Raw genomic sequence first — 25,370 nt, forward strand, 5'->3', positions numbered from 1 at the left:
AGTATAAGAGGGAGGAACTTTAATATAAACCTAAACATTAGTTCGAACGGATAAACGTACCAGCGTAACCACCGTTTTTTGCACGTGGATTAATTACAAACGCCATACTGTCAATTACAACTTTACCGCCGTTTTTCTGCATTGTTCCCCAATGAAAAGACTGAACACCAGTTTTTGTGTTTGTAAAAGTGCATGCTACAGAACCGAACCAACCTTTATCTGAAAGATTTGATTTTGTTGTGGTTACGCACTTAATTGCAATTAATTCGCCTTTTGATAATCTCCAACCAGTTGTTAAGTGTTGTTCTACACCTTGATTAGGCCCCGAAACAGGAGTATAAGTGGTATACTTTGCTCCTGAATGCTTTACGCTTTGTTGTTTATTATTGTTGTAATTCTGATTATTAGAATTCTTTCTATTTTGTGCCATTACTTTATAATGTGTTTAATTAATAATATAATTTCAGTCAGTTTTTTTACTATGATTACTGCCGAATCTATCAGAAATACAATAAGATAGATTCGATAGTAATTTTTCGGCTTGCTATCTTTTTCGAGCAACTCTTCTGCCTGAATTATTGCGGTCACGTCTTAAAAACCAAATCAATGCAATAAGACCAGCGACAGCACCAATAACAATTTTCCAATTTCTTTCAAACCAAACTTTAATAGTTGAACTTACGACAGTAGCACCAATTTGCCCCGAAGCTTGTACAACACCATCTGACAAACCATCATTAACACCCTTTACCACTGATTTTGCAAACATATTTGAACCAGCATTTACTATTGCACCAGTACCATCTGCTAACTGTTGTTCTAATTGTTTTGCTTTAGCACTCCAAGCATCAGCTTCCGCTTGTTTACCTTCAGCTTCAGCACGTTTTTGCTGTTTTCTAGCCTCTACTGAATCAGTAACTTTTTCTATTGCCTGCTGAGCAATCCCACCAAAGCCAGGTACAAAACCAACGGCAGTAGTAGCAACCTTTACCAAATTTTTAAACGAGACATTTTTTTTAATGGATTGACCAATTTTTTTAAAGAATCCCATATTTTACACAGTTTTTAAACATCTTACGACGAAATTAATAATTGAGCCTTGCGACTTATTGATTTCAATACCAACAACAGCTACTAAAGGCAAGGTTAATCTATCAGTTAAACCCTGAACAACTTTTCCGTCTGAAAGTACAGCTTGGATTGGGTCAATGTCACGGCTTAAAGTCTGCAATTCGAATGGCAGATATTTTACAACCTGACCATTTGAGTACTGGTAAGACAAATCACTTACTGAATCGTCAACAGTCATGACTGCCAAATCAAATCCCTGAACATCGATTTTTTTGTTGAACTCCTCAGAAGCAACAGATTTTTGTTCGAAGAAAAATAAATTGTTGGTTTGTTGTGGTTCTTCAATACCGTGCAAATCGTAACGTTTATCTGAAATCAAATCTTCAAGAGTAATTTTAATACTCTCTTTATCTGCAAGATAAATAGAACCTTCGTCTGCCAATTCACATAATGCAATCATAGCATTATCAGCATCGGATTGAGTGTTTTCTGTTCCGTAGGTACTTGCTAAAATGAAATCTTTAAGCAACACTTTGTTTGCTAAAATGACATTCGAACCGTTTCCACGTTCAATGTAAATACTGATTTTTTCAGTAGTTAAGGCTGACAAAGCCACATCACTTGAAAGAATCAAAGCACCGATTGCTTTTGTTACTTGTAATTCTGGCGATTTTGTAACGCCTGTAATAGTTGCAATTTTCATTTGTTATAAATTTTATTTGTTTAAATTTCTTTCACAAAGGTTATTGCAACTATTAATTGACGTTCCCTAAAATTCCCTATAATTCCCTATTTTTCCCTAATTTTCCCTATAATATGCCATAGTTTATTAGGTCTTGAACCGTTAAATAGTTCCTTTTTAAAGCAAGAGAATCAATAATTGTTTGATATTCTTTACAAGCCGTTTTATAGCTTAATTCAAGAATATGCATTAACTGGGTTTTAGTTACTTTTTGGCTTGTATTCTGTGTTTTCATGGCTTATAAAAATAAAAGTTGATGTTCGTGGAATAATTCAAAGTCAAAATCATTTACTAATTTTTCCTTTGTTCTAAACTCATGCATATAGAAATGCAATTTGTTTTTGAACCAATTTATAAGTGGTTTTTCGGTAATCATGTCTAAATCTTCAAGTAAAAGATTTAAAGCAACGATATAAGATATATCCTGATTGTTTGCGTAATATTCTCTAAACAGAGATTTTGCAAGACGTTTTTTGATAGTTGTCGAAGAAAGAACAACCTTTTTCAAGCGTTTGATTATAGGATTAAATTTGGTAATTTGGGCTTGTAAAAAATCAAAATCAAATAAAACTATTTGCTTTTCTTTATTAATTTGACTTTTACCAGTGTTCTCACGAAGTTCAAAAAAACCTTTATTTGCAATTTTCAACAACTCATAAAGATTTGCTTTATCAAAAACACCCCAAGTCATTGCCTGACTGATATTTATATCTCCTTTCGAATGTTCGTTTAATCCTCTAAAAAACGCTGAATTTAACTGATATTCAAAACGCCAAACATTGTCGTTTTTCAAACCATTATTTGCGTAATATTCGTTTATATATGGCTTTTCAGTTAATTGTAAAGACAGCGTTTTGTTATAGCATCGTATTATTTTGTCTGATGTTCTTTTTCCTATTTGGAAACCGTTAAGTATGGATTTTCCTTTGTACGTTTCAAAATAGCTTTGTAAATTTTTCGGACGCCCTGAAATAAGGTAGTTACCTGCAACCACATTACTATATAAATTACGGTAAGAATTGTTGATATCAGACTTGTCAAGGCATATATCCAGTCTATTAACAGACTTAAATAAGTAGTTCGTTTCATCGCAAAAAGCATTTATGACACCTTTTAAAGCGTCGTTAGATAATGTATAAAATAGATTGTTTTCAAATTGAAGCTGTGCAAATTGTTCGCTCATAATTGCAGAACGTGGTTTTGCTGTGTAAATACCGATTTTTAAATCTTCATAATATAGGTCTGCTCTTAGTTCAAAAATCTTAGTTCCGTATTCGTAAGGTTTTAAACGAAACTTTGAATGCTCAGGAAATTCTCCAAACGGTTGACCCTCTAAATTGATAATTAAGTAGTCTATATTTATAAGAGTAGGTTTTAAATTATTGTTTTTGAATTTGGTTTGGGCTTGATGCCTTTCTCTATATGAAATCATTGTTTTTAGTAGGTTTTGAGTGAGTTAGTTGCCGTTATACCCTACGGCAACAATTAAAAAATCGAAAGGGGAGTAGCAAAAAATCAATTTTCCGAATCTTGCCAAAGTGAATAATGATTTTTTGGCAAATCATGGATTGTAAATTCTTTCTTTGATATTGCCTCAGTTATTTTCTTTTCGACTTCAAAAAATTTCTGCTGATAATTTGAAATCTGAGAATTAAAAAAAACATTTATCTGCTGACCAACATTTTTAATTTCTCTCATTGTAAAATCATGCTGATATTTTAAACCAAGTAAATCGACAGTCTCTACAGGATTTTTTGAATACTCATTTAGATCATGATTTAATCCCGACAATTCCAAAAGCAAATTTTCTCGTTTTTGGATTAAAAGTAAAATTGTAGACATATATTAAGGTATTAGAAGATTATGTTTAAGAAGTTTTGAAATAAGCGTTTTCTGAGAATTGCAGTAAAAAATAAATTCATGAACACAAAAAGATTGAGTTACTATAAAGCAATCCGTACAAACTTTAATTGTAATTCCTATATTTGAACCACGGATTCTTAGAAATAATGTTTTGAACTTTAAATGTGAGGTTTTGCAAAATGGACGCATTTTTTTCAAAAATGTTTTTGCATTAAAGTTTGTGTGACGCATCTTGTTTAGTTCTACAAGTAATAGCGTGTAATTCTCTAAAGAGGAACGTTTTAAAGCCATTTGTAATAGTTAATAAGTTATATCACAAATGAACTATAATTTATATTATGTAAAATAGAATATTTTAAAAACCTCCTATATATACGTTGTATGAGTTTATTTAAGAGTTTTATTTGAAAACTGAAAAATTATAAACTCATACTCTCCTTATAAATAAATCTTCTCAAAAAAATATTAAGCTTTAAAAGAGTAAAATTCTAAACTCGCATAAATCTCCTGTATGATTTCAAACTTTATTTTTTTTCAAATATTAAAAATTTAGCTTGCCAATTTATGGGTCATAATTTCGAGATTTGGATATTTCAACTGGAATTCTTATTGCTCATAAATCTGCTGTACGATTTTTTATTTCAAAATTTCTTAAATATTGAAATTTTGGTTTGTTTAATTATGCACGAATTATCATCAAACAAAATATTTTTAAAATTCAAATTGCTTATAAATCCGCTATACACGTTTTAGTTTTATTTTTTTTCAGATATTGAAAATTTAGCTCATGAGATTATTAACGGATTAATTATTAGTTGAGACTTTTTTATATAATTCGAAATGCTCATAAATCGGCTGTATGATTTTTAAATTGAAAAATTTTGAAATATCGAAAAATTCGAGGCCTTACTTGAGAATGGATTATTTTTTTTCAATAAAATAGCTTATATTTAAAGTTAGAAATAATCAAAATTCTAAAAGATTAAAACTTTTTAAAGTCTTATTACCATTATCTTTTAACATTTCTTTAAAATAATTAGTTTCTGCTAAAGATACTTTCATTGTAAGACTTTATTTTACTATTTTTACATTCGATACTTTAAAAATAAATTATCACTTATATGAATACAGTTGCTGAGCATATTGCAGATTTTTTAAAAGAATACAAACCATTTGATAATTTAACTTTTCAGGAATTATCAGATATTGCTACGAATATTCGTGTCATTAATTTAGAAAAGCATGCAGTATTATTTCAAAATAATGATCCGCTTCATGAAAGTTTTTATGTTGTAGCTTCTGGTGTCATTAATCTTACGACTATTGCAGACGCTGAAGAAACCATTATAAACAAATGTCACGAAGGCGATATTTTTGGTTTACGTCCGTTTTTTGCAAAAAACAACTATATGATGACGGCTAAAGCACGTGAAGAAAGTATTATTTACGCTATTCCGATTGCTGTTTTTAGACCTTTTGTTGCCAATAATTCAGATGTTTTAAACTTTCTATTGGAAAGTTTTGCTGTAAATTCACGTCATACAAAAGATAGTATGAGCTCTAATGGCAAGCTAATCTCTGATAGTGATTACATTGACCAGCAGACAGAAATGCAATACATTCAATCACTTAATTATAATAATTCGCCTCTTACAACTCAGGCAAGCTCTATAATTAAAGATGTTGCGATTTTAATGACAGATTCTATGGTAGATAATATCATAATTTGTGGCGAAAAAAATCATCCGATTGGTATTGTAACCAATGCCGATTTATCATCTAAAATTGCAACTGGACGCTATCCTATCACTGAAACCATAGACAAAATTATGTCTTCTCCTGTTGTTACAGTTTTAGAAAATGTGTCTTTGGCAGAAGCGCAATTATTAATGCTGAAACATAATGTTACGCATTTATGCGTTACCAAAGATGGTACTAGCAAATCTGTTGTAAAAGGAATTATTTCTGAACACGATCTTATTGTTGCACAAGCAAGTAACCCAGGTGTATTAATCAAAGAAATTAAGCGTTCACAGCTTCCAAAAGATTTAAAACAAATACGTGATCGTTTATCTGATTTAATTCAGAATTCGATTCAAAAAAATATTCCAATTTCGCATGTTAGCAATATTGCAAGTGAAATTAATTTAGCAATTATAAAAAGAGCAGTCGAATTAGCTATTTTAGATTTAGGCTCCCCTCCTGCACGTTTTGCCTGGTTAAGCATTGGAAGTCAAGGACGTAAGGAGCAATTATTACTTACAGATCAGGATAGTATTTTAATTTTTGAAGATGTTACTCCTGAAAAATATAGAGAAGTAAAAGATTATTTCTTAAGGTTAGCAAAACGCGCCACTTCTATATTAGAAAAAGTAGGATATGATTATTGTCCAAACGGACACATGGCAAGTAATATGCTTTGGTGTAAATCATTGAGTGACTGGACAAAACAATACAATAGTTGGATGAATACTCCAGGTGAAAATAGTAATGATTTAAGTAGTATTTTCTTTGATTATGAAATTGTTTTTGGCGAACCAAAAATAGAAGAAGCAATTGAAAACGTAATTTTCAAAAATGCCGTTAACAACACTTTATTCTTCGACTTTTTAGGGAATGATGCTTTGAAAAGAAATTCTCCATTGAGTTTCTTCAAGAAATTTATTACTGAAGAAGACGGTCCTAACAAAGAAAAATTTGACATTAAGACTAGAGCTTTAATGCCATTAATTGACGGCGCACGTTTATTGATATTAAATGCTAATATAAAAGGAATTCAAAATACTTATTTAAGATTCAAACAATTAGCCATTACAGATTCTAAAAATGCTGAAATTTATTTAAGTTGCGCAGAAGCTTTCTTAACCCTTTCTAAATTTAGAACTGTCGAAGGATTAAAAAATGACGACTCTGGCCAATACATTAATTTAAGAGAAATGTCAAAATCTGACAAAGAGAAATTAAAAAATGCATTATCCCCAATGAAAGACCTGGAGGAACTGATTAAGAGTAAATTTCAATTGACACAATTCTCATAAAATATGCTAGACTGGTTAAAAAACATTAACAAAGACTATCCAGAATTCTGGAAAGACTATTTAACTAAATTCGAGACTAAACCTAATAAGTTTGTAGTAATATCAACTGAAACTTCTGGGCTTAATCCGGATAAAGATGTTATTCTTTCTCTTGGAGCATTTTCTATAATTGATGACAGTATTGTTATTAAAGAAAGTTTTGAGACTGTTTTACTACAATATAAGTATTTACAAGACAATGGACTTTCAAATGAATTTATCATTGAAAGCAAAATGATGAAAATGCCTGAGCCTGATGCTCTTGAAGCTTTGGTTAATTTTATTGGAAATTCAATTTTGGTTGGACATCACATCAATTTTGATGTCGAAATGCTAAATGCCGCTTTGGAGCGTTTAAATTGTGGTCGCCTTAAAAATGAAGCTTTGGATGTTGATGTCATGTACAGAAAATTGACTGATATAAACGATAAGCAATTTTCTCTGGATGATTTGTGCGGAATTTATAAAATTCCAAAAAGCGATAGAAATTCTTCTGCTGAAGATGCGTACAGAATTGGACTTTTATTCTTGAAATTAAAATCAAGATTGGGAATAAAGTAGATTTTTAAAATTCAAAAAAAATCTAAATTTTGATTTAAACTATAAAAAATGCCTCTTAAATTATTAAGAGGCATTTTTTATAGTTTTGTAGATGTTTTTAACAGAAAATTATAAGCTGACTGATTTTTTAAATTGAGCAAAATTGTAATTTTATGATAAAGAATTATTTATAAAATGCAAACCATGAAAAACTCACTATTTCTATTGCTATTTTTATTTTCAGCGTCAGTAGCTTTTGCACAAAATCAAGACCCTTCTTCTAAACGTATCCTAGGAAATTGGCACTCTAAAACCAACCGAAGTATTAAATGGACTTTCACCCCTGACGGAAAAGTATACAATTACAACAACGACAAGATGAGCGTGATGTACAAATATACAATCTCGCACATTTGTCAAAACTTTTCAGATGATACTGCTGAATTTATAACTTTACGAGATAAAGATGGAAATGAGTTTTGTTTTAAAATAAATGGAATTAATGAAAATAAAAATGGAATTCTGTCGCTTACTAACTTAAGTAATATGCAACAACTTACTTTTGCAAACGATGCAAGTTTAAAAAATGCACAATAATTTGCTATAAAAAAAGCCTCTAAATTTAAGAGGCTTTTTTTAGGTTTACATATTTTCGGTTAAGATATTTTACCTTTAATAATTTCGTCTACAATTTCCGGATTTAATAGTGTTGAAGTATCTCCAAAATTAGAATTATCTCCTTCAGCTATTTTACGTAAAATTCTACGCATGATTTTTCCAGAACGAGTTTTTGGCAAACCAGAAACAAATTGAATTTTATCCAATTTTGCGATTGGCCCAATGTGATCAGAAATATATTGGTTAATCTCTTTTGTTAGATTATTTCTATCTCTAACTTCTCCGGTTTCTTTCAAAATAACGTAGCCGTATAATGCATTTCCTTTAATATCATGTGGGAATCCAACAATTGCAGATTCTGCTACAGCTGGGTGTTCGTTAATTGCATCTTCGATTGGTGCAGTTCCTAAATTATGTCCAGAAACAATTACCACATCATCTACTCTACCCGTAATTCTGTAGTATCCAACTTCGTCTCTTAAAGCGCCGTCTCCTGTAAAATATTTTCCTGGGAAAGCAGAGAAATAAGTTTCTTTGTAACGATCATGATTATTCCAAATTGTTCTAGCGATTCCAGGCCATGGGAATTTTATACACAAACTTCCAACTACTTGGTTTCCTTCAATTTCATTACGCTTTTCGTCCATCAAAACTGGCTGAATTCCAGGCAGTGGTAACGTTGCATAAGTTGGTTTTGTTGGTGTCACAAAAGCAATTGGCGAAATCATGATTCCTCCTGTTTCTGTCTGCCACCAAGTATCTACAACCGGACATCTCTTGTCTCCTACGTGGTCATTAAACCAGTGCCAAGCTTCTTCGTTGATTGGCTCTCCAACAGACCCAATAACTTTAAGTGATTTAAGAGGATATTTTTGAATATAATCTAAACTTTCTTTTGCTAACGAACGGATTGCTGTAGGCGCAGTATAGAATTGTGTAATTTTATGTTTTTCGATGATATCCCAAAAACGGCTAAAATCTGGATAGGAAGGAACTCCTTCAAAAATTACAGTTGTAGCTCCATTTAATAATGGTCCATACAATATATAAGAGTGACCTGTAATCCATCCTATATCTGCTGTACACCAGAAAATATCATTGTCTTCGTAATTGAAAACATTTTTAAAAGTATACGCCGTGTAAACCATGTAACCAGCTGTGGTATGAACCATTCCTTTTGGTTTTCCTGTTGACCCTGAAGTATATAAAATAAACAACGGATCTTCAGCATCCATAATTTCAGCAACACTATTATCTAAAGCTGCGTCTAATAATGGCTGTAACCAAATATCGCGACCATCTTTCATTTTAACATTAGTATTAGTTCTTTTTGCAACTAAAACTTTTGTTACAGAAGGACAAGTTTCTAGAGCTTCGTCTACAATCCCTTTAAGGTCAATTGTTTTATTTCCTCTATAACCTCCGTCCGATGTAATTACCATTTTACATTCACAATCGTTGATTCTTGCAGAAACTGCAGATGCAGAAAATCCAGCAAAAACAACAGAGTGAATAGCTCCAATTCTAGCACAAGCTAAAACAGAAACAGCCAATTCTGGAATCATTGGTAAATAAATGCAAACTCTATCTCCTTTACGAACACCTTGCTCGCGAAGAACGTTTGCCATTTTTGAAACTCTCTCGTATAATTCATTATACGATATATGTAAAGCCTCTTCAGAAGGATCATTAGGCTCAAAAATAATTGCCGTTTTCTCTCCTCTTTTGCTTAAATGTCTATCAATACAGTTTTTGGTAATGTTAACTTTAGCATCTGTAAACCATTTTACTTCTGCTTCAGCCATATTAAAATCAACAACCTTTTCCCATTGTTGGTACCATGTAAAATTTTCCTCAGCTATTTTTCCCCAAAATTTTCTTGGCTCTCTTATTGACTTATTGTAATGTTTAAAATATTGTTCTAAATTTTCAATTTTGTAATAGCTCATCGTTTGTTGAATTTTTTTATAAATGTATTAAATCTGAACGTATCCGTGAAATAATTTAATTCATAAATTTTATCAAAAAAAAACATTTCTTTAATAAAATATGATAATTATTTGCGTTTGATTTAAAATTTTGCTTTTTAAATCAAAAATAGAAAGGCAAAAAAGGCATAATAAATAGATATTATGCCTTTTTTAATTTAACAAATTTCAATAACAATTAATTTTGTAACCGCACTGCGAGACTTTTCTCTATTTTGAAAATAGCAGCATCTTTATTAATTAAAACAGAAATTTCAACAAGTATATTCTTTTTTACAAAATATACCCCATTTTAGGGATCCGCTTCACTTAACTTACTCACTCTCTGAAGTTAAGTGAATGCAATATGCATCTATATCTTTTTTCTTAATAAGTGCTTACTAATTCAAAATATTACAAATCATTGATACAGTGCAAATTCCGCAGAATCCGATTCTGCGGAAATTCCCAATTTTTTATTATCCAATTTTTTTCATTGCTGTCATAGACTCTCTCAACCAAGCCCCTACCTCTTCAATAGGATGTTGACGAATTTCTTTGTTAACAGCGATTAACACAGCATTGTCTACTCCGTTTGAAGTTGAAAATGGTTTACCAATAATATTAGTCTCAACTTTTTTCATGAATTCAGTCAATAATGGCTTACATGCATGATCAAACAAGTAACATCCGTATTCTGCTGTATCAGAAATTACACGGTTCATTTCAAATAATTTCTTTCTTGCAATTGTGTTCGCAATTAATGGCAATTCGTGCAATGACTCATAGTAAGCAGATTCTTCGATAATACCAGCTTCTGTCATTGTTTCAAAAGCTAATTCAACACCAGCTTTTACCATTGCAATCATTAATACTCCATTATCAAAATATTCTTGCTCTGAGATTGGAGCTTCTTGTGGAGCTGTTTTTTCGAAATTAGTTTCTCCTGTTGCAGCTCTCCACTTCAATAAGTTAACATCGTCATTAGCCCAGTCAATCATCATAGTTCTTGAGAATTCTCCAGAAATGATATCGTCTTGGTGTTTTTGGAATAATGGACGCATGATATCCTTTAATTCTTCAGCCAATTCGTAAGCTTCAATTTTAGAAGGATTGTTTAAACGATCCATCATATTAGTAATACCACCGTGTTTTAAAGCTTCAGTGATAGTTTCCCATCCGTATTGGATTAATTTTGAAGCGTATGCAGCATCGATTCCTTTTTCAACCATTTTATCGAAACATAAAATAGAACCAGTTTGCAATAATCCGCAAAGAATTGTCTGCTCACCCATTAAATCTGATTTTACTTCAGCTACGAAAGATGATCTTAAAACTCCCGCTCTGTGTCCTCCAGTTGCTACAGCGTAAGCTTTTGCTTGATCTAAACCAAATCCGTTTGGATCGTTTTCTGGGTGAACTGCAATAAGAGTTGGAACTCCAAATCCTCTTTTGTATTCTTCACGTACCTCAGAACCCGGACATTTAGGAGCACACATAATAACAGTGATGTCTTTACGAATCTGCATTCCTTCTTCTACAATGTTGAATCCGTGAGAATAAGACAAAGTAGAACCTTGTTTCATTAATGGCATAATAGCAGTTACCACAGCAGTGTGCTGTTTGTCTGGTGTAAGGTTACAAACTAAATCTGCAGTTGGAATCAATTCTTCGTAAGTTCCTACTTTGAAACCGTTTTCAGTTGCATTTTTATAAGAAGCTCTTTTTTCTGCAATTGCATCTGCACGCAATGCATAAGAAATGTCTAAACCAGAATCTCTCATGTTTAAACCTTGATTCAAACCTTGTGCACCACAACCAACAATTACAACTTTTTTTCCAGCCAATGCTGCAATTCCGTCTGCAAATTCTGATTGCTCCATAAATTCGCAAACTCCTAATTGTTCTAATTGTAATCTAAGTGGTAATGTATTGAAATAATTTGCCATTTTTGTTTTAATATTTAATGAAATGAAATTTAATATTGATTATATATAACTAAGATTTTATTATTTAAAGGATTCTAATAAAGTAGAAATCTCCATTTTTTGTTTAGAAACTGATATTCTTCCCGAACGTACAAACTGCATAATTCCGTATGGTTTGAACTTTTGGTATAATTCTTCAATTTCAGAACGTCTTCCTGATTTTGAAATCACAAAGAAATCACGAGAAACCGTTACAATTGTAGACTGGCTTTCTTTGATGATATTCTGAATTTGTTTCTCGTCAAACAACAAACTTGAAGCGATTTTAAACAAAGCATTTTCTAAGAAAATAGTCTCCTCATCTGTATGATAAAATGCTTTTATAACTTCAATTTGTTTCTCGATTTGTCCAACAATATTCTGAACCCATTTTTCTGTCGTATTAACTACGATTATAAATCTTGAAACATTCTCTATTTCTGATTCTGAAACATTTAGACTTAATATATTAATGTGACGCTTTAAGAATATTCCAGAAATTCTATTCAACAATCCTACATTATTTTCTGAATATACCGATATGGTAAATGTTTTATCTTCCATGATGTTTTTTTAGTTTATTTTGTTTCAAGTTTCAGGTTTCAAGTTCTGTTGAGAACGTGAAACTTGGAACTTGAAACCTGAAACTTTTTTCTTAACTTAATCTAATTTCTGACACACAAGCTCCTGTTGGAATCATTGGGAAAACATTGTTTTCTTTTTCGACTACAACTTCTAAGAAGTATGAATCTTTTGAAGCTAGCATCTCAGCGACAGCTGCATCTAAATCTTCGCGTTGTGTAACTTTTTTAGATTTGATATGATATCCTTCAGCAATTGCAATGAAATTTGGATTAATCATTCTTGTTGAAGCATATCGGTTATCAAAGAATAATTCTTGCCATTGGCGAACCATTCCTAAGAATTCATTGTTTAAAACCACAATTTTTACTGGAACTTCTGTTTGGAAAATAGTTCCAAGCTCCTGAATTGTCATCTGGAAACCACCATCACCAATAATTGCCACTACTTCACGTTCTGGTTTACCCATTTTTGCACCAATCGCCGCTGGCAATGCAAATCCCATAGTACCTAAACCTCCAGAAGTAATATTACTTTTTGTTGAATTGAATTTAGCATAACGGCATGCAAACATTTGGTGCTGACCAACATCTGAAACGATGATAGCATCTCCGTTTGAGTGTTTGTTAATCATTTCGATAGTTTCTCCCATCGAAATTCCTTTACCATTTGTTGGATTTAATTCTTCTTTTATAACTGTATCAAATTCAACTTTACTTAATTCTTTAAATTCGTTGTGCCAAGCATCGTGAGATTTAGCATCTAAAAGCGGTAATAAAGCCGCTAAAGATTCTTTTACATCTCCTAAAACAGCAATTTCTGTTTTAACGTTTTTATCAATCTCAGCAGGATCAATTTCGAAGTGAACTACTTTTGCCTGTTTTGCATAAGTGCTTAATTTACCTGTAACACGGTCGTCAAAACGCATTCCGAAAGCAATTAAAACATCACATTCGTTTGTTAGCAAATTTGGCGCATAATTTCCATGCATTCCAAGCATACCAACATTTAGAGGATGATCTGTTGGAAGAGCTGATAAACCTAAGATTGTCCATGCAGCTGGAATTCCAGCTTTTTCAACTACCGCTTTAAATTCTGCTTCGGCTTGACCAAGAATAATTCCTTGACCAAAAACAATAAGCGGTTTTTTTGCACTATTGATTAAAGCTGCAGCTTCAGCAACTTTGTCTAAATTTAATTTTGGAACAGGAACATAACTTCTGATTCCTGTACATTTTTCATAGCTAAAATCAAACTCATCAAACTGAGCGTTTTTAGTAATATCAACCAATACAGGCCCTGGACGCCCAGAACGAGCAATATAAAATGCTTTTGCAATAATTTCAGGAATTTGAGAAGCTTCAGTTACCTGAAAATTCCATTTTGTAACCGGAGTTGAAATTCCGATAATATCCGTTTCCTGAAATGCATCAGATCCTAATAAATGTCGTCCAACTTGTCCTGTAATACATACTAAAGGCGTTGAATCGATTTGAGCATCTGCAATACCAGTTACCAAATTTGTAGCTCCTGGTCCAGAAGTAGCAATTGCCACCCCTACTTTTCCTGTAGCTCTTGCATAACCTTGAGCTGCATGTGTTGCACCTTGTTCGTGACGTACTAAAACGTGATGCAATTGATCTTGAAATTTATATAATTCGTCGTAAACTGGCATTATAGCTCCACCTGGGTAACCATAAATTAAATCTACTCCTTCTGCTAATAAACATCTTATAACGGCTTCTGCCCCTGATATTTTCATAGTATATTGTTTTTATCAATTTCAATTTTGCTGAAATTGATTTTTGATTTTTTATAATTAATTATCGGTAACACATCCTGTAGATGCACTTGAAACCGACTTAGCGTATTTAAGTAAAACCCCTCTGTCAACTTTTAAAGCTGGCTTAACCCAAGCTGCTTTTCTTGCTGCAAATTCTTCGTCAGATATCTTCAGGTCGATTGTATTTTTCACAGCGTCAATAGCGATCAAATCTCCATCTTTTACTAGTGCAATACCACCACCATCATATGCTTCTGGTGTAACGTGTCCTACCACGAAACCGTGCGAACCGCCCGAGAATCTACCGTCTGTGATTAGTGCACAACTGCTTCCTAATCCAGCTCCAATAATCGCAGATGTAGGCTTCAGCATTTCAGGCATTCCCGGACCACCTTTTGGCCCACAACCCCTGATGACGACTACATTACCTGGTTTAATTTTTCCGGCTTGAAGACCTGGAATTACTTCAAATTCACCTTCAAATACAACAGCTGGCCCTTCGAAATATTCTCCTTCTTTACCGCTGATTTTTGCTACAGCACCTTCAGAAGCAAGATTTCCGTATAAAACCTGAATATTTCCTGTTGGTTTTAATGCTTTTTGAATTTCATGAATTACTTCTTGTCCGTCTTGTAAATCTGGAGTTGAAGCTAAGTTTTCAGCCACTGTTTTTCCTGTTACAGTTAAACAATCTCCGTGAATAAGTCCAACTTTAAGCAAGTATTTCATTACTGCAGGAATACCTCCTACTTCATGAATATCTTCCATCATATACTTACCACTTGGCTTCATGTCTGCCAATACTGGAGTTCTGTCGTTAATAGCTTGGAAATCATCTAAAGTAATTGTGATTCCAACTGAGTGAGCCATTGCGATTAAGTGCATAACAGCATTTGTAGAACCACCTAAAACAGCTACAATTGTAATAGCATTTTCGAAAGCCTTACGAGTCATGATATCTCTTGGCTTAATATCTTTTTCTAATAATATTTTGATTGCTTTTCCAGCTTCAAGACATTCGTCTCTTTTTTCCTGACTTAAAGCAGGGTTTGAAGAACTATAAGGTAAGCTCATTCCTAATGCTTCAATTGCAGAAGACATTGTATTTGCAGTATACATACCACCGCAAGCACCAGCTCCAGGACAAGCATTCTGAATAACACCTTTAAAATCTTCTGGAGTAATTTCTCCTTTTACTTTTTTTCCTAAAGCTTCAAAAGCAGAAACAATGTTTAAAGATTCTCCTTTCCATTTTCCAGAGTGAATAGAACCACCATAAATCATCATTGACGGACGGTTCAATCTTCCCATTGCAATTAATGCTCCAGGCATATTTTTATCGCAACCAGGAATAGCAATAATACTATCGTACCATTGTGCTCCAGCAACTGTTTCAATAGAATCTGCAATTACATCTCTAGAAACCAGCGAGTAACGCATTCCTTCAGTTCCGTTAGAAATACCGTCACTGACACCAATGGTATTAAAAATAAGTCCGACAAGATCTGCATCCCAGACACCTTTTTTAACATCTTGTGCTAAATCATTAAGGTGCATGTTACAAGTGTTACCATCGTAACCCATGCTCACAATACCAACTTGTGCTTTTTTTAAATCTTCTTCAGTTAAACCAATTCCGTACAACATAGCTTGTGCCGCAGGCTGTGTTTGATCTTGTGTGATGGTCTTGCTGTACTTATTTAATTCCATTATAGTTTTATTTTTTTTTTTAATTTTTTATTCAAAAAAAAACCTTCCAGTATTTGGAAGGTTTGTAATATAGTCTTTCAATTATATTTATAACATTCCCGATGCAGATGTGTGAATCACATTGACAACAACGACAGAAGTAATAATAATTGAGATTTGCATCATTTATTTTTTAGTGTTACAAAAGTAAATAAACTTCTGGAAGTAAAAAAATAAAATCTCAACATTCACAACACTTCTTGTGATTATCTTCACATTTTAACAAAAAATATTAAACAATTGTAGATTGCCCAATACTTACATTGTCATTATTAAAATACAGCAAATCATCTTTGCTGAAAATAAAATTAGAAACGAACTCTCCTACTTCGTTTGTTCCGAATTTTGAGTCTGGTTTTAAATCAACTGTAACTACTTTGTATTCAATTGCTTTTTCTACCGCTTTATAGATTACATGAGCTTCTTTAGTTAATCCAAAATGCTCTAATAAAAGCGCAGCTGCTAAAATAGAAGCAATCGGATTGGCAATGTTTTTTCCTTTTGCCTGCGGATATGACCCGTGAATTGGCTCAAACAAGGCACTTTTTTCTCCTAAAGATACTGATGGCAATAAACCTATCGATCCTGTAATTACGCTAGCTTCATCAGATAAGATATCTCCAAACAAGTTTTCAGTCAAAATCACATCAAACTGCTTTGGATTTAAGATTAACTGCATTGCTGCATTATCCACAAATAAGAAATCAAGTTTAACATCTGAATACTCTTCGCTCACTTTCTGAACTACTTTTCTCCACAATCTAGAAGTTTCCAAAACATTAGCTTTATCCACCAATGTTAGTTTTTTGCGTCTTTTTTGTGCCGATTTAAAAGCTAAATGTGCTATTCTAGTGATTTCTTCTTCTGAATATTCACATAAATCTGAAGCATGTGTTCCTTCTTCATTAAGTGTTTTGGTTCCAAAATAAGCCCCACCAGTTAATTCTCTAAAAATGGTAAAATCAGCTCCTTCAATGATTTCTCTTTTTAAAGGAGAAGCTTCAATTAATGCTTTATAAGGTTTTATAGGACGAATATTAGCAAATAATCCTAATTCTTTTCGCAGTTTCAGCAATCCTTGTTCTGGACGAACTTTTGCACTTGGGTTATTATCGTATTTAGGATCTCCAATTGCACCAAGCAAAACTGCATCAGTATTCAAACACAGGTTTAAAGTCTGCTCCGGTAAAGGATTTCCTGTTTTATCAATAGCAACCGCTCCCATCAGCGCTTCTTCAAAAACAAATTCATGATTATACACTTCGCCAATGGCGTACAAAGCTTTCTTAGCTTGTAAAATTACTTCAGGCCCAATTCCATCTCCTGGTAAAACTGCAATTTTTAAATTCATAATCTCTCGCTCTTTATGTCTTTAAATCCTTATTGTTCCTAGTTTCTTTTTTTAAATATTAACTTCTATTTTAGAAGCTTCAATAATTTGGTGAATATCTGCGTCTACAACTTCTTTTTTAATATCAGCGAATTTCAAGAATTCGATGTAAACGATATCCAACTGTACTTTTGTTAATTCGTAACCTACTTTTTTAGCACGGTAAGCCAAAGCAGCTCTTCCGCTTCTTGCTGTTAAAATGATTGAAGATTCATTCACCCCAACATCTAACGGATCCATGATCTCGTAAGTTGCTCTGTTTTTGATAACACCGTCTTGGTGAATTCCAGAACTGTGTGCAAATGCATTTGCTCCAACAATCGCTTTGTTTGGCTGAACGATCATTCCCATACTTTCAGAAACCAAACGACTCATTTCGTTCAATTCTCTTGTATTGATGTTTGTATCTAAGTTTAGGTAAGGATGTTGTTTGAAAATCATTACCACTTCTTCAAGGGCAGTATTTCCAGCTCTTTCACCAATACCATTAATAGTACATTCAATTTGTCTTGCTCCATTTATAGCTCCTGCGATTGAGTTTGCAGTTGCCATTCCTAAATCATTATGACAGTGGCATGAAAGGATTACGTTTTCGATTCCTTTTACGTTCTCTTTTAAGTATTTGATTTTTGCTCCATATTCTTCAGGAAGGCAGTATCCTGTAGTATCAGGAATGTTCAATACAGTTGCTCCAGATTTAATAACCTCTTCACAAACTTTTGCAAGGAAAGCATTGTCTGTTCTACCAGCGTCCTCAGCGTAGAATTCAACATCTTCTACATAAGATTTAGCGTGTGATACAGCAAATTTTGCTCTTGCAATAATATCTTCAGGCGTAGTTTGTAATTTGTGGAGTATATGAGATTCCGAAGTTCCGATTCCAGTATGGATTCTAGGTTTCTTAGCATGCTTTAAAGCAGCTGCAGCAACATCAATGTCGTTTTTTACGGCTCTTGTTAGTCCGCAGACGGTTGCATTTTCTACAATTTTACAAATCTCAGAGACCGATAAAAAATCGCCTGGACTTGACACTGGAAAGCCTGCTTCGATAATGTCAACTCCCATTTTGTCTAGTCGTTCTGCGATAACTAATTTTTGTTTAGTATCTAACTTGCATCCTGGAACTTGTTCACCATCTCGCAAAGTGGTGTCAAAAATTTGAACTTTCTCTCTATTCATATTCATTAATTTAATGTAATTTCACATCTTGATAACAAATATATATTGTACTATTACAGTATGAAATTCATTTTAATGAAATTATACTGTTTATAAAACGTTTTATCCCATATTAACTAACTTATAACCAATAAGTTATATTATTATTTTTTACAATGGCTAACCATCAAAAAGATTTCTTATTTGTTCTAATCAAATCACTTTCGAAATCAGAAAAGAGGCAATTTAAAATTTTTGCAAGCCGATTAGAAACCAGTTCAAATACAAAATTTATCGAATTATTCAATATTCTAGATAAATCTGAAGTTTACGATGAAAAACTTATTCTGAAAAGCGGTGTTATCCAAAAAGTACAGTTATCTAACTTAAAATCATACTTATACAAGCAAATTCTAGTTAGTATAAGATTAAATATTCCTAGCCAGAACATTCGCTATCAGCTTCGCGAACAAATGGACTTTGCTGTTATTCTTTATAATAAAGGATTATATAAGCAGAGTTTGAAAATATTAGACAAAACAAAACAGCAGGCTTTAGAGAATGACGAAAAATATATGGCCTATGAAATTGTGGAGTTTGAAAAATTAATAGAATCGCAATATATCACCCGAAGTATTCAAGGACGCGCCGACGAATTGGTTATTCAGGCCAAAGAATTGAATTACAGAAATACAATTTCAAGCAAATTATCTAATTTATCGCTTCAACTGTACGGAATCATGTTGAAAACTGGTTATGTTAAAAGCGATGAAGAGTATAAATATATAGATGACTATTTTAACAGACATATTGCGAAGCTAGACGAAAGTAAATTTGGTTTCCGAGAAAAGTATTGGTTTTATAATGCCAACTTATGGCGAAGCTTTTTGGTTCAAGACTTCTTAGCCAGTTATAAATTTGCCTATAAATGGGTTCAGCTCTTTTATGACAACCCAAATATGATTTATCTGAATCCTGTATTTTTCTTAAAAGGGAATCATTATTTCTTGGAGTCCTTATATATGCTGAAATATACATCGAATTTCAAAAAATACCTGAATCTTTTAGAAGAAACAATCCAAGATCCAAAATTTCCTGTAAATGACAATATCGCATCGTTATCGTTTCTTTACATATATAATAACAAACTGAATTTACATATTCTCGAAGGAACTTTTGCCGAAAGCGAATATTTGATTCCGGAGATTTTAAACAAGCTTAAATTACATAGCGAACATCTTGATGAACATCACGAAATGTTGTTTTTCTACAAAATTGCTTCTATTTATTTTGGTAACGAAAAATACAATGAGTGCATTAATTATTTAGACAAAATCATCAACAACAAAAACTTGACCATGCGTGAAGATTTAATGTGTTTTGCCAGATTATTGTCTCTAATCGCGCATTATGAGCTTGGAAAAGATTATTACTTAGAGAATCATTTAAAGAGCACGTATAAGTTTTTATTGAAAATGAATGATTTGCACGAAGTTCAAAAGGAAATCATCAAGTTTTTAAGAAACTTAAATAATTTCTATCCTGCCGATATTAAAAAGGAATTCAAGAAAATGCATACCCGTTTCGTAGAACTTGAAAAGAATACTTACGAAAAAAGAGCTTTCTTGTACTTAGATATTATTTCGTGGCTGGAAAGTAAAATTGAAAACAGAAAAATTGCTGACATAATTAAAGAGAAAGCGAAATTGAATAATCGTTAGATAAATTCCAATTTTTCGAAATTCCAAATTCCAAACCTTTTGCGCAAAAAAAACCGACAGATCTGTAAAACCTGACGGATTTAAATAAAACAAAAAATCCCAAACTCCGTTTAAAATTGGAATTTGGGATTTTTTTATTGGAATTTATAAATCGTTATTCTACAATATTCGAAGTCGTTACATAGAAGTTTTTATCTACTTCTAATTTTCTGTCTTCATTTTCCGTTTTTACAGATTGCCATTCTGTTGTTGGTTTTAACCAAGTTTCTACACCATTAATTTTGACTTTAACCGGCATATCAAATTTAGAAACACAGTTTGTCCAGTGATAGCCTAAAGTTCCATTTTTAAACATGTACTCAAAAACTGGAATTTGTGTAGTTGTTAAATATTGAGCAAAAACTCTGTTGAAATTAATTCCAGATTGTTCATTGATGTAATCTTGAATTTGTTTTGAAGTAACGGTTTGATGATAGAAAGTCTTATTTAAACCTCTTAATATAGATTTCCATTTAGTATCATCATTGATTATCTGACGCATTGTGTGCAACATATTCGCACCTTTTGGATACATATCTCCAGATCCTTCATTGTTTACGTCGTAATGCCCAATAATCGGAGTATCATTATGAATGTTTTTTCTGCAGCCAATAACATATTCAGCACCAGCTTCTTTTCCGTAGTAATATTCCACAAAAAGGCTTTCAGAATAGTTTGTAAAACTTTCGTGAATCCACATATCTGCAATATCTTTATACGTGATATTATTTGCAAACCATTCGTGGCCAGATTCATGAATGATAATAAAATCAAACTTTAATCCCCAGCCAGTACCGCTTAAATCACGTCCTAAATAACCGTTTTTGTATTGATTTCCGTAAGTTACAGAACTCTGGTGTTCCATTCCTAAATACGGAACTTCAACCAATTTATAACTGTCTTCGTAGAACGGATAAGGCCCAAACCAGTTTTCAAAAGCTTTTAACATTTTTGGAGCATCTTTAAACTGCACTTTAGCTAAAGCCAAATTATCTTTTAATACATAATAATTACAGTCTAAATTTCCTTTTTCGCCTTTAAAAACCTCTGAAAAATTCACATAATCCCCAATATTGATGTTTACACCGTAGTTATTAATCGGATTTGAAACGTACCAATTGAAAGTTTTTGTTCCGTCTTTTTCTTTTTTAACACTTTGCAATCTTCCGTTAGAAACCTCTGTTAAATCTCCAGGAACATTCACGCTAATCAGCATATTTTCTACTTCATCGTACATATGGTCTTTACATGGCCACCAAACGCTTGCACCTAAACCTTGACAAGATGTAGCAATAAAATCTTTTCCATTTTTGTCTTTTTTCCAAGAAAAACCTCCATCCCATGGCGCTCTAACTGCTTCTTTAGGCTTTCCGCTAAAAGAAACTACAATCTCTTTCGTATCACCAACTTTTTGTTTTTCATTCAAAGTAATAAAAAAAGCATTTCCGTCTCTCTCAAACTTTAATTCTTTTCCGTTCTGCGTTACTTTGGTAATGTTCATTGGTTGTTGTAAATCGATCTGCATACGATTGTTTTCTGTTAAAACAGTATAACGAACTGTATTAGAACCTGAAATTGATTTTTCAGAAGGATTTACTTTTACATTCAAATGATAGTATTTTAAATCCCACCAAGCTCTTTCTTTTGTAATGCTTCCGCGTAAAGTATCTTGATGTGTAAAAACGGTTTCAGACTTATTTAAAAGTCCCTGAGCATTGGCAGTAAAACCAACTAAAAAGGCAATAAATGCCCCACCAAAGTATTTTTTCATTATTTATAAATTTGAAATAATTAGGTAATTAAACCAGCTTAATCTTCAACAAATGTAAACATTCGAATCAAGTTTTTTTAAAAATTATCATTTCAATACAAATAAACAATATTCAAATTCATTATTCTTCTCTATTTTAGTACTTTCAAAATTTTAGATTTCATAATATGAGATTAACTACACTTGTTTTCTATCTAATTATAGTGTTTTCGACAGTTGCCAATGCACAAACCATTCCTGTTCATAAAACAAATAAGCAAATAATAATTGACGGAAACTTATCTGATTGGGATCATCCATTTCTGGGGCCATTTGTAATTCATAATTCTGGAGAAAAAGCATTACAAAACACTTTTGTTTCACTGTCGTGGAATGATGAAAACTTATTCTTAGCCTATAAATGCAATGATTCTCAAATTATTGGAACATCACAAAAAAGAGACTCTCAGATATACAATACCGATGATTTGGTTGAAGTTTTTATAGATCCAGATGGTGATAGTGAAAATTATATCGAAATTGGCGTAAATGCATTTTCTACAAATTACGATTTACTTTTAAAATGCATTTCACCAGAATGCGGAGGATGGAATACGGCAATGTACTTTGATATTAAAGGCTTAGAAGCTGCGAGTAAAATAACTCCTGAAGGATATATTGTAGAAATTAAAATTCCTTTTTCTAGCCTCAAAAAAATTGAAAATGGCGGATTTAAAAAGCCAAAAATTGGAACAAAATGGAGAGGAAACACTTTTAGAATTGATTACGGTAACACAACCGAATACCTTGCTTTACAGCCTTATAAAAGTTCAATTTTTGGATTTCATCAGCCGCAAGAATTTGCTGTTTTTGAGTTTGTGGAGTAATAACTTTGTTTCAAGTTTCAAGTTTCAAGTTTCAAGTTTCAAGTTTCAAGTTGCTCACAGAACATGAAACTTGAAACTTGAAACTTGAAACAAAAAAATCTATTTCTGGCGTTTCTTTAAAACTTCAACAACATCATTTAGCTGATATCCTTTTGCTTGAAGCAGAATTAAATAGTGAAATAGCAAATCAGCGCTTTCGCTAAGAAATAAGTCATCGTTATCATCTTTTGCTTCAATAACCACTTCTACTGCTTCTTCTCCAACTTTCTGAGCTATTTTATTTATTCCTTTTTCGAATAAAGAAGCGACATAACTTTTTTCAGAATCAGCATTTTCTTTGCGCGTTTTGATTGTATTTTCTAATTGCGAAATAAAACCATAATTAGCATCATTTGGTTCTTGCCAACAAGTATCTGCACCTGTATGACAAGTTGGTCCGACAGGTTTTGCCTGAATTAAAAGTGTATCTCCGTCACAGTCATTTTTAATACTTACTAAATTCAAAAAATTACCACTCTCCTCGCCTTTTGTCCAAAGTCTTTGTTTTGAACGGCTAAAAAATGTTACTTTTTGCGTTTCTATTGTTTTTTGAAGCGATTCTTCGTTCATATAACCCAACATCAAAACATTTTTTGTTTCTGAATCCTGAATTATAGCCGGAATTAATCCGTGTGCGCTTTTGATATCGATGTCCATGTCTATTTTAGATTTTAGATTTCAGATTTTAGATTTTAGACTCTAAAAACTGAAAATTTATTTTTTTGATTTTTTGATATTGCTATTGATTGGAATTTGGCACTTCAAAAATTGGAATTTTATAACCTTACTTCTATATTATTATTTCTTAATTCTTGTTTCAACGCTTTGATTTCGATTTCTTTAAAGTGAAAAACACTCGCTGCCAACGCTGCATCTGCTTTTCCTTTTTGAAAAGAATCAACAAAATGCTGAATATTTCCAGCTCCTCCAGAAGCAATAATCGGAATATTTACTAATTCTGAAAGTTTAGCCAAAGCCTCATTTGCAAATCCATTTTTGGTTCCATCATTATCCATGGAAGTGAATAGAATTTCTCCTGCACCGCGTTCTGCGACTTCTACAGCCCAATCGAAAAGATTTAGTTCTGTCGGTACTTTTCCGCCAACTAAATGCACAATCCATTTTCCGTCGATTTGCTTCGCATCTATTGCAACAACAACACATTGGCTTCCAAATTTCTGAGCCAAATCATTAATTAATTGCGGATTTTTAACTGCTGATGAATTGATCGAAACTTTATCTGCTCCGTTATTCAACAGAATATCAACATCTTCAACAGATGAAATTCCGCCGCCAACTGTGAATGGAATATTAATTTTTTCCGCAACGCTTCGCACCATATTTACAAGTGTTTTACGTCTTTCTTCTGTTGCTGAAATATCCAAGAAAACTAATTCGTCTGCACCTTCAGCAGAATATATTTCTGCCAATTCTACAGGATCACCTGCATCGCGCAGGTCAACGAAATTAACACCTTTTACGGTTCTTCCGTTTTTTATATCTAAGCAAGGTATGATTCTTTTTGCTAACATGTTTTTAATGTGTCAATTTGAGAATTAGTCAATTAGATAATTTTCTGCATTTCTAAACCATTATCTAATTTTCTAATTAACTCATTATCTAATTATGTAGTTCTCAAGTTGTTTCAAAGTAATTCTTCCCTCGTAAATTGCTTTTCCGATAATAGTTCCTTCACAGCCTAATTCTGCTAGTTTTGGCAATTCGTCGAAAGTTGAAATTCCACCTGAAGCAATTAGTTTTACTCCTTTTGCTTCCGCTAAAATTTTGCTATATAAATCAAAACTTGGGCCTTGGAGCATTCCATCTTTCGCAATATCTGTACAAATAACGTACTGAATTCCTTTTGACTGATAATCTTGGATAAACGGAACTAAATCTTCATTTGATTCTTCTAACCAACCAGAAACTGCAATTTTTTCATCTTTTGCATCAGCTCCAAGAATAATTTTATCAGAACCGTATTGCGAAATCCATTTTTCAAAAATTGCTCTGTTTTTTACTGCAATACTTCCGCCAGTGATTTGATTTGCACCACTTTCAAAAGCAATTCTCAAATCATCATCCGATTTTAATCCGCCTCCAAAATCAATTTTTAGACTTGTTTGCGTTGCGATTTGTTCTAATATCTTATAATTCACAATTTTACTTGATTTTGCACCGTCTAAATCCACTAAATGCAAATATTCAATTCCGTGCGCTTCAAATGATTTCGCTACTTCAAGCGGATTTTCATTGTAAATTATTTTGGTATCATAATCACCTTTGGACAAACGAACACATTTTCCTTCAATGATATCTATGGCTGGTATTATTCTCATTTGATTTTAGATTGTAGATTAACGATTTTAGATTTTAGTCCCGATAGTTATCGAGATGATATTTTGATTGTTATTGATTTTTGATATT

General features: G+C 32.5%; 21 protein-coding genes. 5 read left to right on the plus strand and 16 right to left on the minus strand.

The window, feature by feature from the left end:
• Nucleotides 1-37: 37 nt before the first annotated feature.
• The 5 genes from ABXT06_RS04565 to ABXT06_RS04585 all read right to left on the minus strand — a co-directional run bounded on the left by ABXT06_RS04565 (nt 38) and on the right by ABXT06_RS04585 (nt 3,655).
• Nucleotides 38-430, minus strand: a complete 393-nt coding sequence (locus ABXT06_RS04565) for a hypothetical protein (RefSeq protein WP_343694103.1) — start codon at nt 428-430, stop codon at nt 38-40.
• A gap of 114 nt (nt 431-544) precedes the next feature.
• Nucleotides 545-1,051 (minus strand): hypothetical protein, encoded by a 507-nt coding sequence (locus tag ABXT06_RS04570; protein WP_343694102.1) that lies wholly within the window; start codon nt 1,049-1,051, stop codon nt 545-547.
• 3 nt (nt 1,052-1,054) lie between these two features.
• Nucleotides 1,055-1,774 (minus strand): hypothetical protein, encoded by a 720-nt coding sequence (locus ABXT06_RS04575; RefSeq protein ID WP_354589683.1) that lies wholly within the window; start codon nt 1,772-1,774, stop codon nt 1,055-1,057.
• Between the two features lie 277 nt (nt 1,775-2,051).
• Complete coding sequence (locus ABXT06_RS04580; RefSeq protein ID WP_354589684.1) at nt 2,052-3,245, minus strand: hypothetical protein; 1,194 nt, start codon at nt 3,243-3,245, stop codon at nt 2,052-2,054.
• Between the two features lie 83 nt (nt 3,246-3,328).
• Nucleotides 3,329-3,655 (minus strand): hypothetical protein, encoded by a 327-nt coding sequence (locus ABXT06_RS04585; protein WP_166924145.1) that lies wholly within the window; start codon nt 3,653-3,655, stop codon nt 3,329-3,331.
• 1,142 nt (nt 3,656-4,797) lie between these two features.
• Between ABXT06_RS04585 and ABXT06_RS04590 the strand changes: the two genes are divergently transcribed.
• From ABXT06_RS04590 to ABXT06_RS04600, 3 genes are all read left to right on the plus strand, one after another.
• Complete coding sequence (locus ABXT06_RS04590) at nt 4,798-6,714, plus strand: DUF294 nucleotidyltransferase-like domain-containing protein (protein ID WP_354589685.1); 1,917 nt, start codon at nt 4,798-4,800, stop codon at nt 6,712-6,714.
• A gap of 3 nt (nt 6,715-6,717) precedes the next feature.
• A complete protein-coding gene (locus ABXT06_RS04595; RefSeq protein WP_354589686.1) occupies nt 6,718-7,314 on the plus strand; it encodes a 3'-5' exonuclease in 597 nt (198 codons plus the stop codon).
• A 183-nt stretch (nt 7,315-7,497) separates the two neighbouring features.
• Nucleotides 7,498-7,890, plus strand: a complete 393-nt coding sequence (locus ABXT06_RS04600) for a hypothetical protein (RefSeq protein WP_354589687.1) — start codon at nt 7,498-7,500, stop codon at nt 7,888-7,890.
• Between the two features lie 59 nt (nt 7,891-7,949).
• Here the strand turns inward: ABXT06_RS04600 and acs are convergent, their stop codons facing one another.
• The 7 genes from acs to ABXT06_RS04635 all read right to left on the minus strand — a co-directional run bounded on the left by acs (nt 7,950) and on the right by ABXT06_RS04635 (nt 18,528).
• Nucleotides 7,950-9,860 (minus strand): acetate--CoA ligase, encoded by a 1,911-nt coding sequence (gene acs, locus ABXT06_RS04605; protein WP_354589688.1) that lies wholly within the window; start codon nt 9,858-9,860, stop codon nt 7,950-7,952.
• A gap of 497 nt (nt 9,861-10,357) precedes the next feature.
• Nucleotides 10,358-11,827, minus strand: a complete 1,470-nt coding sequence (gene ilvC / locus ABXT06_RS04610; RefSeq protein ID WP_111291079.1) for a ketol-acid reductoisomerase — start codon at nt 11,825-11,827, stop codon at nt 10,358-10,360.
• A 60-nt stretch (nt 11,828-11,887) separates the two neighbouring features.
• Nucleotides 11,888-12,409 carry an acetolactate synthase small subunit gene (gene ilvN, locus ABXT06_RS04615; protein ID WP_095929307.1) on the minus strand — a complete coding sequence of 174 codons (522 nt, stop codon included), beginning with the start codon at nt 12,407-12,409 and terminating at the stop codon, nt 11,888-11,890.
• Nucleotides 12,410-12,500: 91 nt separating this feature from the next.
• Complete coding sequence (ilvB, locus tag ABXT06_RS04620; RefSeq protein WP_354589689.1) at nt 12,501-14,189, minus strand: biosynthetic-type acetolactate synthase large subunit; 1,689 nt, start codon at nt 14,187-14,189, stop codon at nt 12,501-12,503.
• A 57-nt stretch (nt 14,190-14,246) separates the two neighbouring features.
• Complete coding sequence (gene ilvD / locus ABXT06_RS04625; protein ID WP_354589690.1) at nt 14,247-15,920, minus strand: dihydroxy-acid dehydratase; 1,674 nt, start codon at nt 15,918-15,920, stop codon at nt 14,247-14,249.
• Nucleotides 15,921-16,191: 271 nt separating this feature from the next.
• Complete coding sequence (gene leuB, locus ABXT06_RS04630; protein WP_354589691.1) at nt 16,192-17,310, minus strand: 3-isopropylmalate dehydrogenase; 1,119 nt, start codon at nt 17,308-17,310, stop codon at nt 16,192-16,194.
• A gap of 51 nt (nt 17,311-17,361) precedes the next feature.
• On the minus strand, nt 17,362-18,528 hold the full coding sequence (locus ABXT06_RS04635; RefSeq protein ID WP_111378209.1) for a 2-isopropylmalate synthase: 1,167 nt from the start codon (nt 18,526-18,528) through the stop codon (nt 17,362-17,364).
• A 155-nt stretch (nt 18,529-18,683) separates the two neighbouring features.
• Here ABXT06_RS04635 and ABXT06_RS04640 point away from each other — a divergent pair, with 155 nt between their 5' ends.
• Nucleotides 18,684-20,228, plus strand: coding sequence for a hypothetical protein (locus ABXT06_RS04640; RefSeq protein WP_354589692.1), 1,545 nt, complete (start codon nt 18,684-18,686; stop codon nt 20,226-20,228).
• Between the two features lie 154 nt (nt 20,229-20,382).
• Here the strand turns inward: ABXT06_RS04640 and ABXT06_RS04645 are convergent, their stop codons facing one another.
• Nucleotides 20,383-22,038, minus strand: a complete 1,656-nt coding sequence (locus ABXT06_RS04645; protein ID WP_354589693.1) for a M1 family metallopeptidase — start codon at nt 22,036-22,038, stop codon at nt 20,383-20,385.
• Nucleotides 22,039-22,205: 167 nt separating this feature from the next.
• Here ABXT06_RS04645 and ABXT06_RS04650 point away from each other — a divergent pair, with 167 nt between their 5' ends.
• Entirely contained in the window at nt 22,206-22,904 is a 699-nt protein-coding gene (locus ABXT06_RS04650) for a carbohydrate-binding family 9-like protein (protein ID WP_354589694.1), read from the plus strand.
• A gap of 99 nt (nt 22,905-23,003) precedes the next feature.
• On the opposite strand, the gene hisIE is transcribed toward ABXT06_RS04650, so the two are convergent.
• The 3 genes from hisIE to hisA all read right to left on the minus strand — a co-directional run bounded on the left by hisIE (nt 23,004) and on the right by hisA (nt 25,282).
• Nucleotides 23,004-23,606, minus strand: a complete 603-nt coding sequence (hisIE, locus tag ABXT06_RS04655) for a bifunctional phosphoribosyl-AMP cyclohydrolase/phosphoribosyl-ATP diphosphatase HisIE (protein ID WP_354589890.1) — start codon at nt 23,604-23,606, stop codon at nt 23,004-23,006.
• Between the two features lie 113 nt (nt 23,607-23,719).
• A complete protein-coding gene (hisF, locus tag ABXT06_RS04660) occupies nt 23,720-24,475 on the minus strand; it encodes an imidazole glycerol phosphate synthase subunit HisF (RefSeq protein ID WP_354589695.1) in 756 nt (251 codons plus the stop codon).
• An 84-nt stretch (nt 24,476-24,559) separates the two neighbouring features.
• Nucleotides 24,560-25,282, minus strand: a complete 723-nt coding sequence (gene hisA, locus ABXT06_RS04665; protein WP_354589696.1) for a 1-(5-phosphoribosyl)-5-[(5-phosphoribosylamino)methylideneamino]imidazole-4-carboxamide isomerase — start codon at nt 25,280-25,282, stop codon at nt 24,560-24,562.
• Between the last annotated feature and the right edge of the window lie 88 nt (nt 25,283-25,370).

The sequence above is a fragment of the Flavobacterium sp. UW10123 genome (assembly GCF_040538975.1).
Taxonomy (GTDB): domain Bacteria; phylum Bacteroidota; class Bacteroidia; order Flavobacteriales; family Flavobacteriaceae; genus Flavobacterium.

Coding starts and splice junctions, on each gene's coding strand:
- ilvN (WP_095929307.1), bottom strand. CDS start 12,409: ATGGAAGATAAAACATTTACCATATCGGTATATTCAGAAAATAATGTA.
- hisF (WP_354589695.1), bottom strand. CDS start 24,475: ATGTTAGCAAAAAGAATCATACCTTGCTTAGATATAAAAAACGGAAGA.
- ABXT06_RS04635 (WP_111378209.1), bottom strand. CDS start 18,528: ATGAATAGAGAGAAAGTTCAAATTTTTGACACCACTTTGCGAGATGGT.
- acs (WP_354589688.1), bottom strand. CDS start 9,860: ATGAGCTATTACAAAATTGAAAATTTAGAACAATATTTTAAACATTAC.
- ABXT06_RS04565 (WP_343694103.1), bottom strand. CDS start 430: ATGGCACAAAATAGAAAGAATTCTAATAATCAGAATTACAACAATAAT.
- ABXT06_RS04645 (WP_354589693.1), bottom strand. CDS start 22,038: ATGAAAAAATACTTTGGTGGGGCATTTATTGCCTTTTTAGTTGGTTTT.
- hisA (WP_354589696.1), bottom strand. CDS start 25,282: ATGAGAATAATACCAGCCATAGATATCATTGAAGGAAAATGTGTTCGT.
- ABXT06_RS04595 (WP_354589686.1), top strand. CDS start 6,718: ATGCTAGACTGGTTAAAAAACATTAACAAAGACTATCCAGAATTCTGG.
- ABXT06_RS04570 (WP_343694102.1), bottom strand. CDS start 1,051: ATGGGATTCTTTAAAAAAATTGGTCAATCCATTAAAAAAAATGTCTCG.
- ABXT06_RS04650 (WP_354589694.1), top strand. CDS start 22,206: ATGAGATTAACTACACTTGTTTTCTATCTAATTATAGTGTTTTCGACA.
- ilvB (WP_354589689.1), bottom strand. CDS start 14,189: ATGAAAATATCAGGGGCAGAAGCCGTTATAAGATGTTTATTAGCAGAA.
- ABXT06_RS04580 (WP_354589684.1), bottom strand. CDS start 3,245: ATGATTTCATATAGAGAAAGGCATCAAGCCCAAACCAAATTCAAAAAC.
- ilvD (WP_354589690.1), bottom strand. CDS start 15,920: ATGGAATTAAATAAGTACAGCAAGACCATCACACAAGATCAAACACAG.
- ABXT06_RS04590 (WP_354589685.1), top strand. CDS start 4,798: ATGAATACAGTTGCTGAGCATATTGCAGATTTTTTAAAAGAATACAAA.
- leuB (WP_354589691.1), bottom strand. CDS start 17,310: ATGAATTTAAAAATTGCAGTTTTACCAGGAGATGGAATTGGGCCTGAA.
- ilvC (WP_111291079.1), bottom strand. CDS start 11,827: ATGGCAAATTATTTCAATACATTACCACTTAGATTACAATTAGAACAA.
- ABXT06_RS04600 (WP_354589687.1), top strand. CDS start 7,498: ATGAAAAACTCACTATTTCTATTGCTATTTTTATTTTCAGCGTCAGTA.
- ABXT06_RS04585 (WP_166924145.1), bottom strand. CDS start 3,655: ATGTCTACAATTTTACTTTTAATCCAAAAACGAGAAAATTTGCTTTTG.
- ABXT06_RS04640 (WP_354589692.1), top strand. CDS start 18,684: ATGGCTAACCATCAAAAAGATTTCTTATTTGTTCTAATCAAATCACTT.
- ABXT06_RS04575 (WP_354589683.1), bottom strand. CDS start 1,774: ATGAAAATTGCAACTATTACAGGCGTTACAAAATCGCCAGAATTACAA.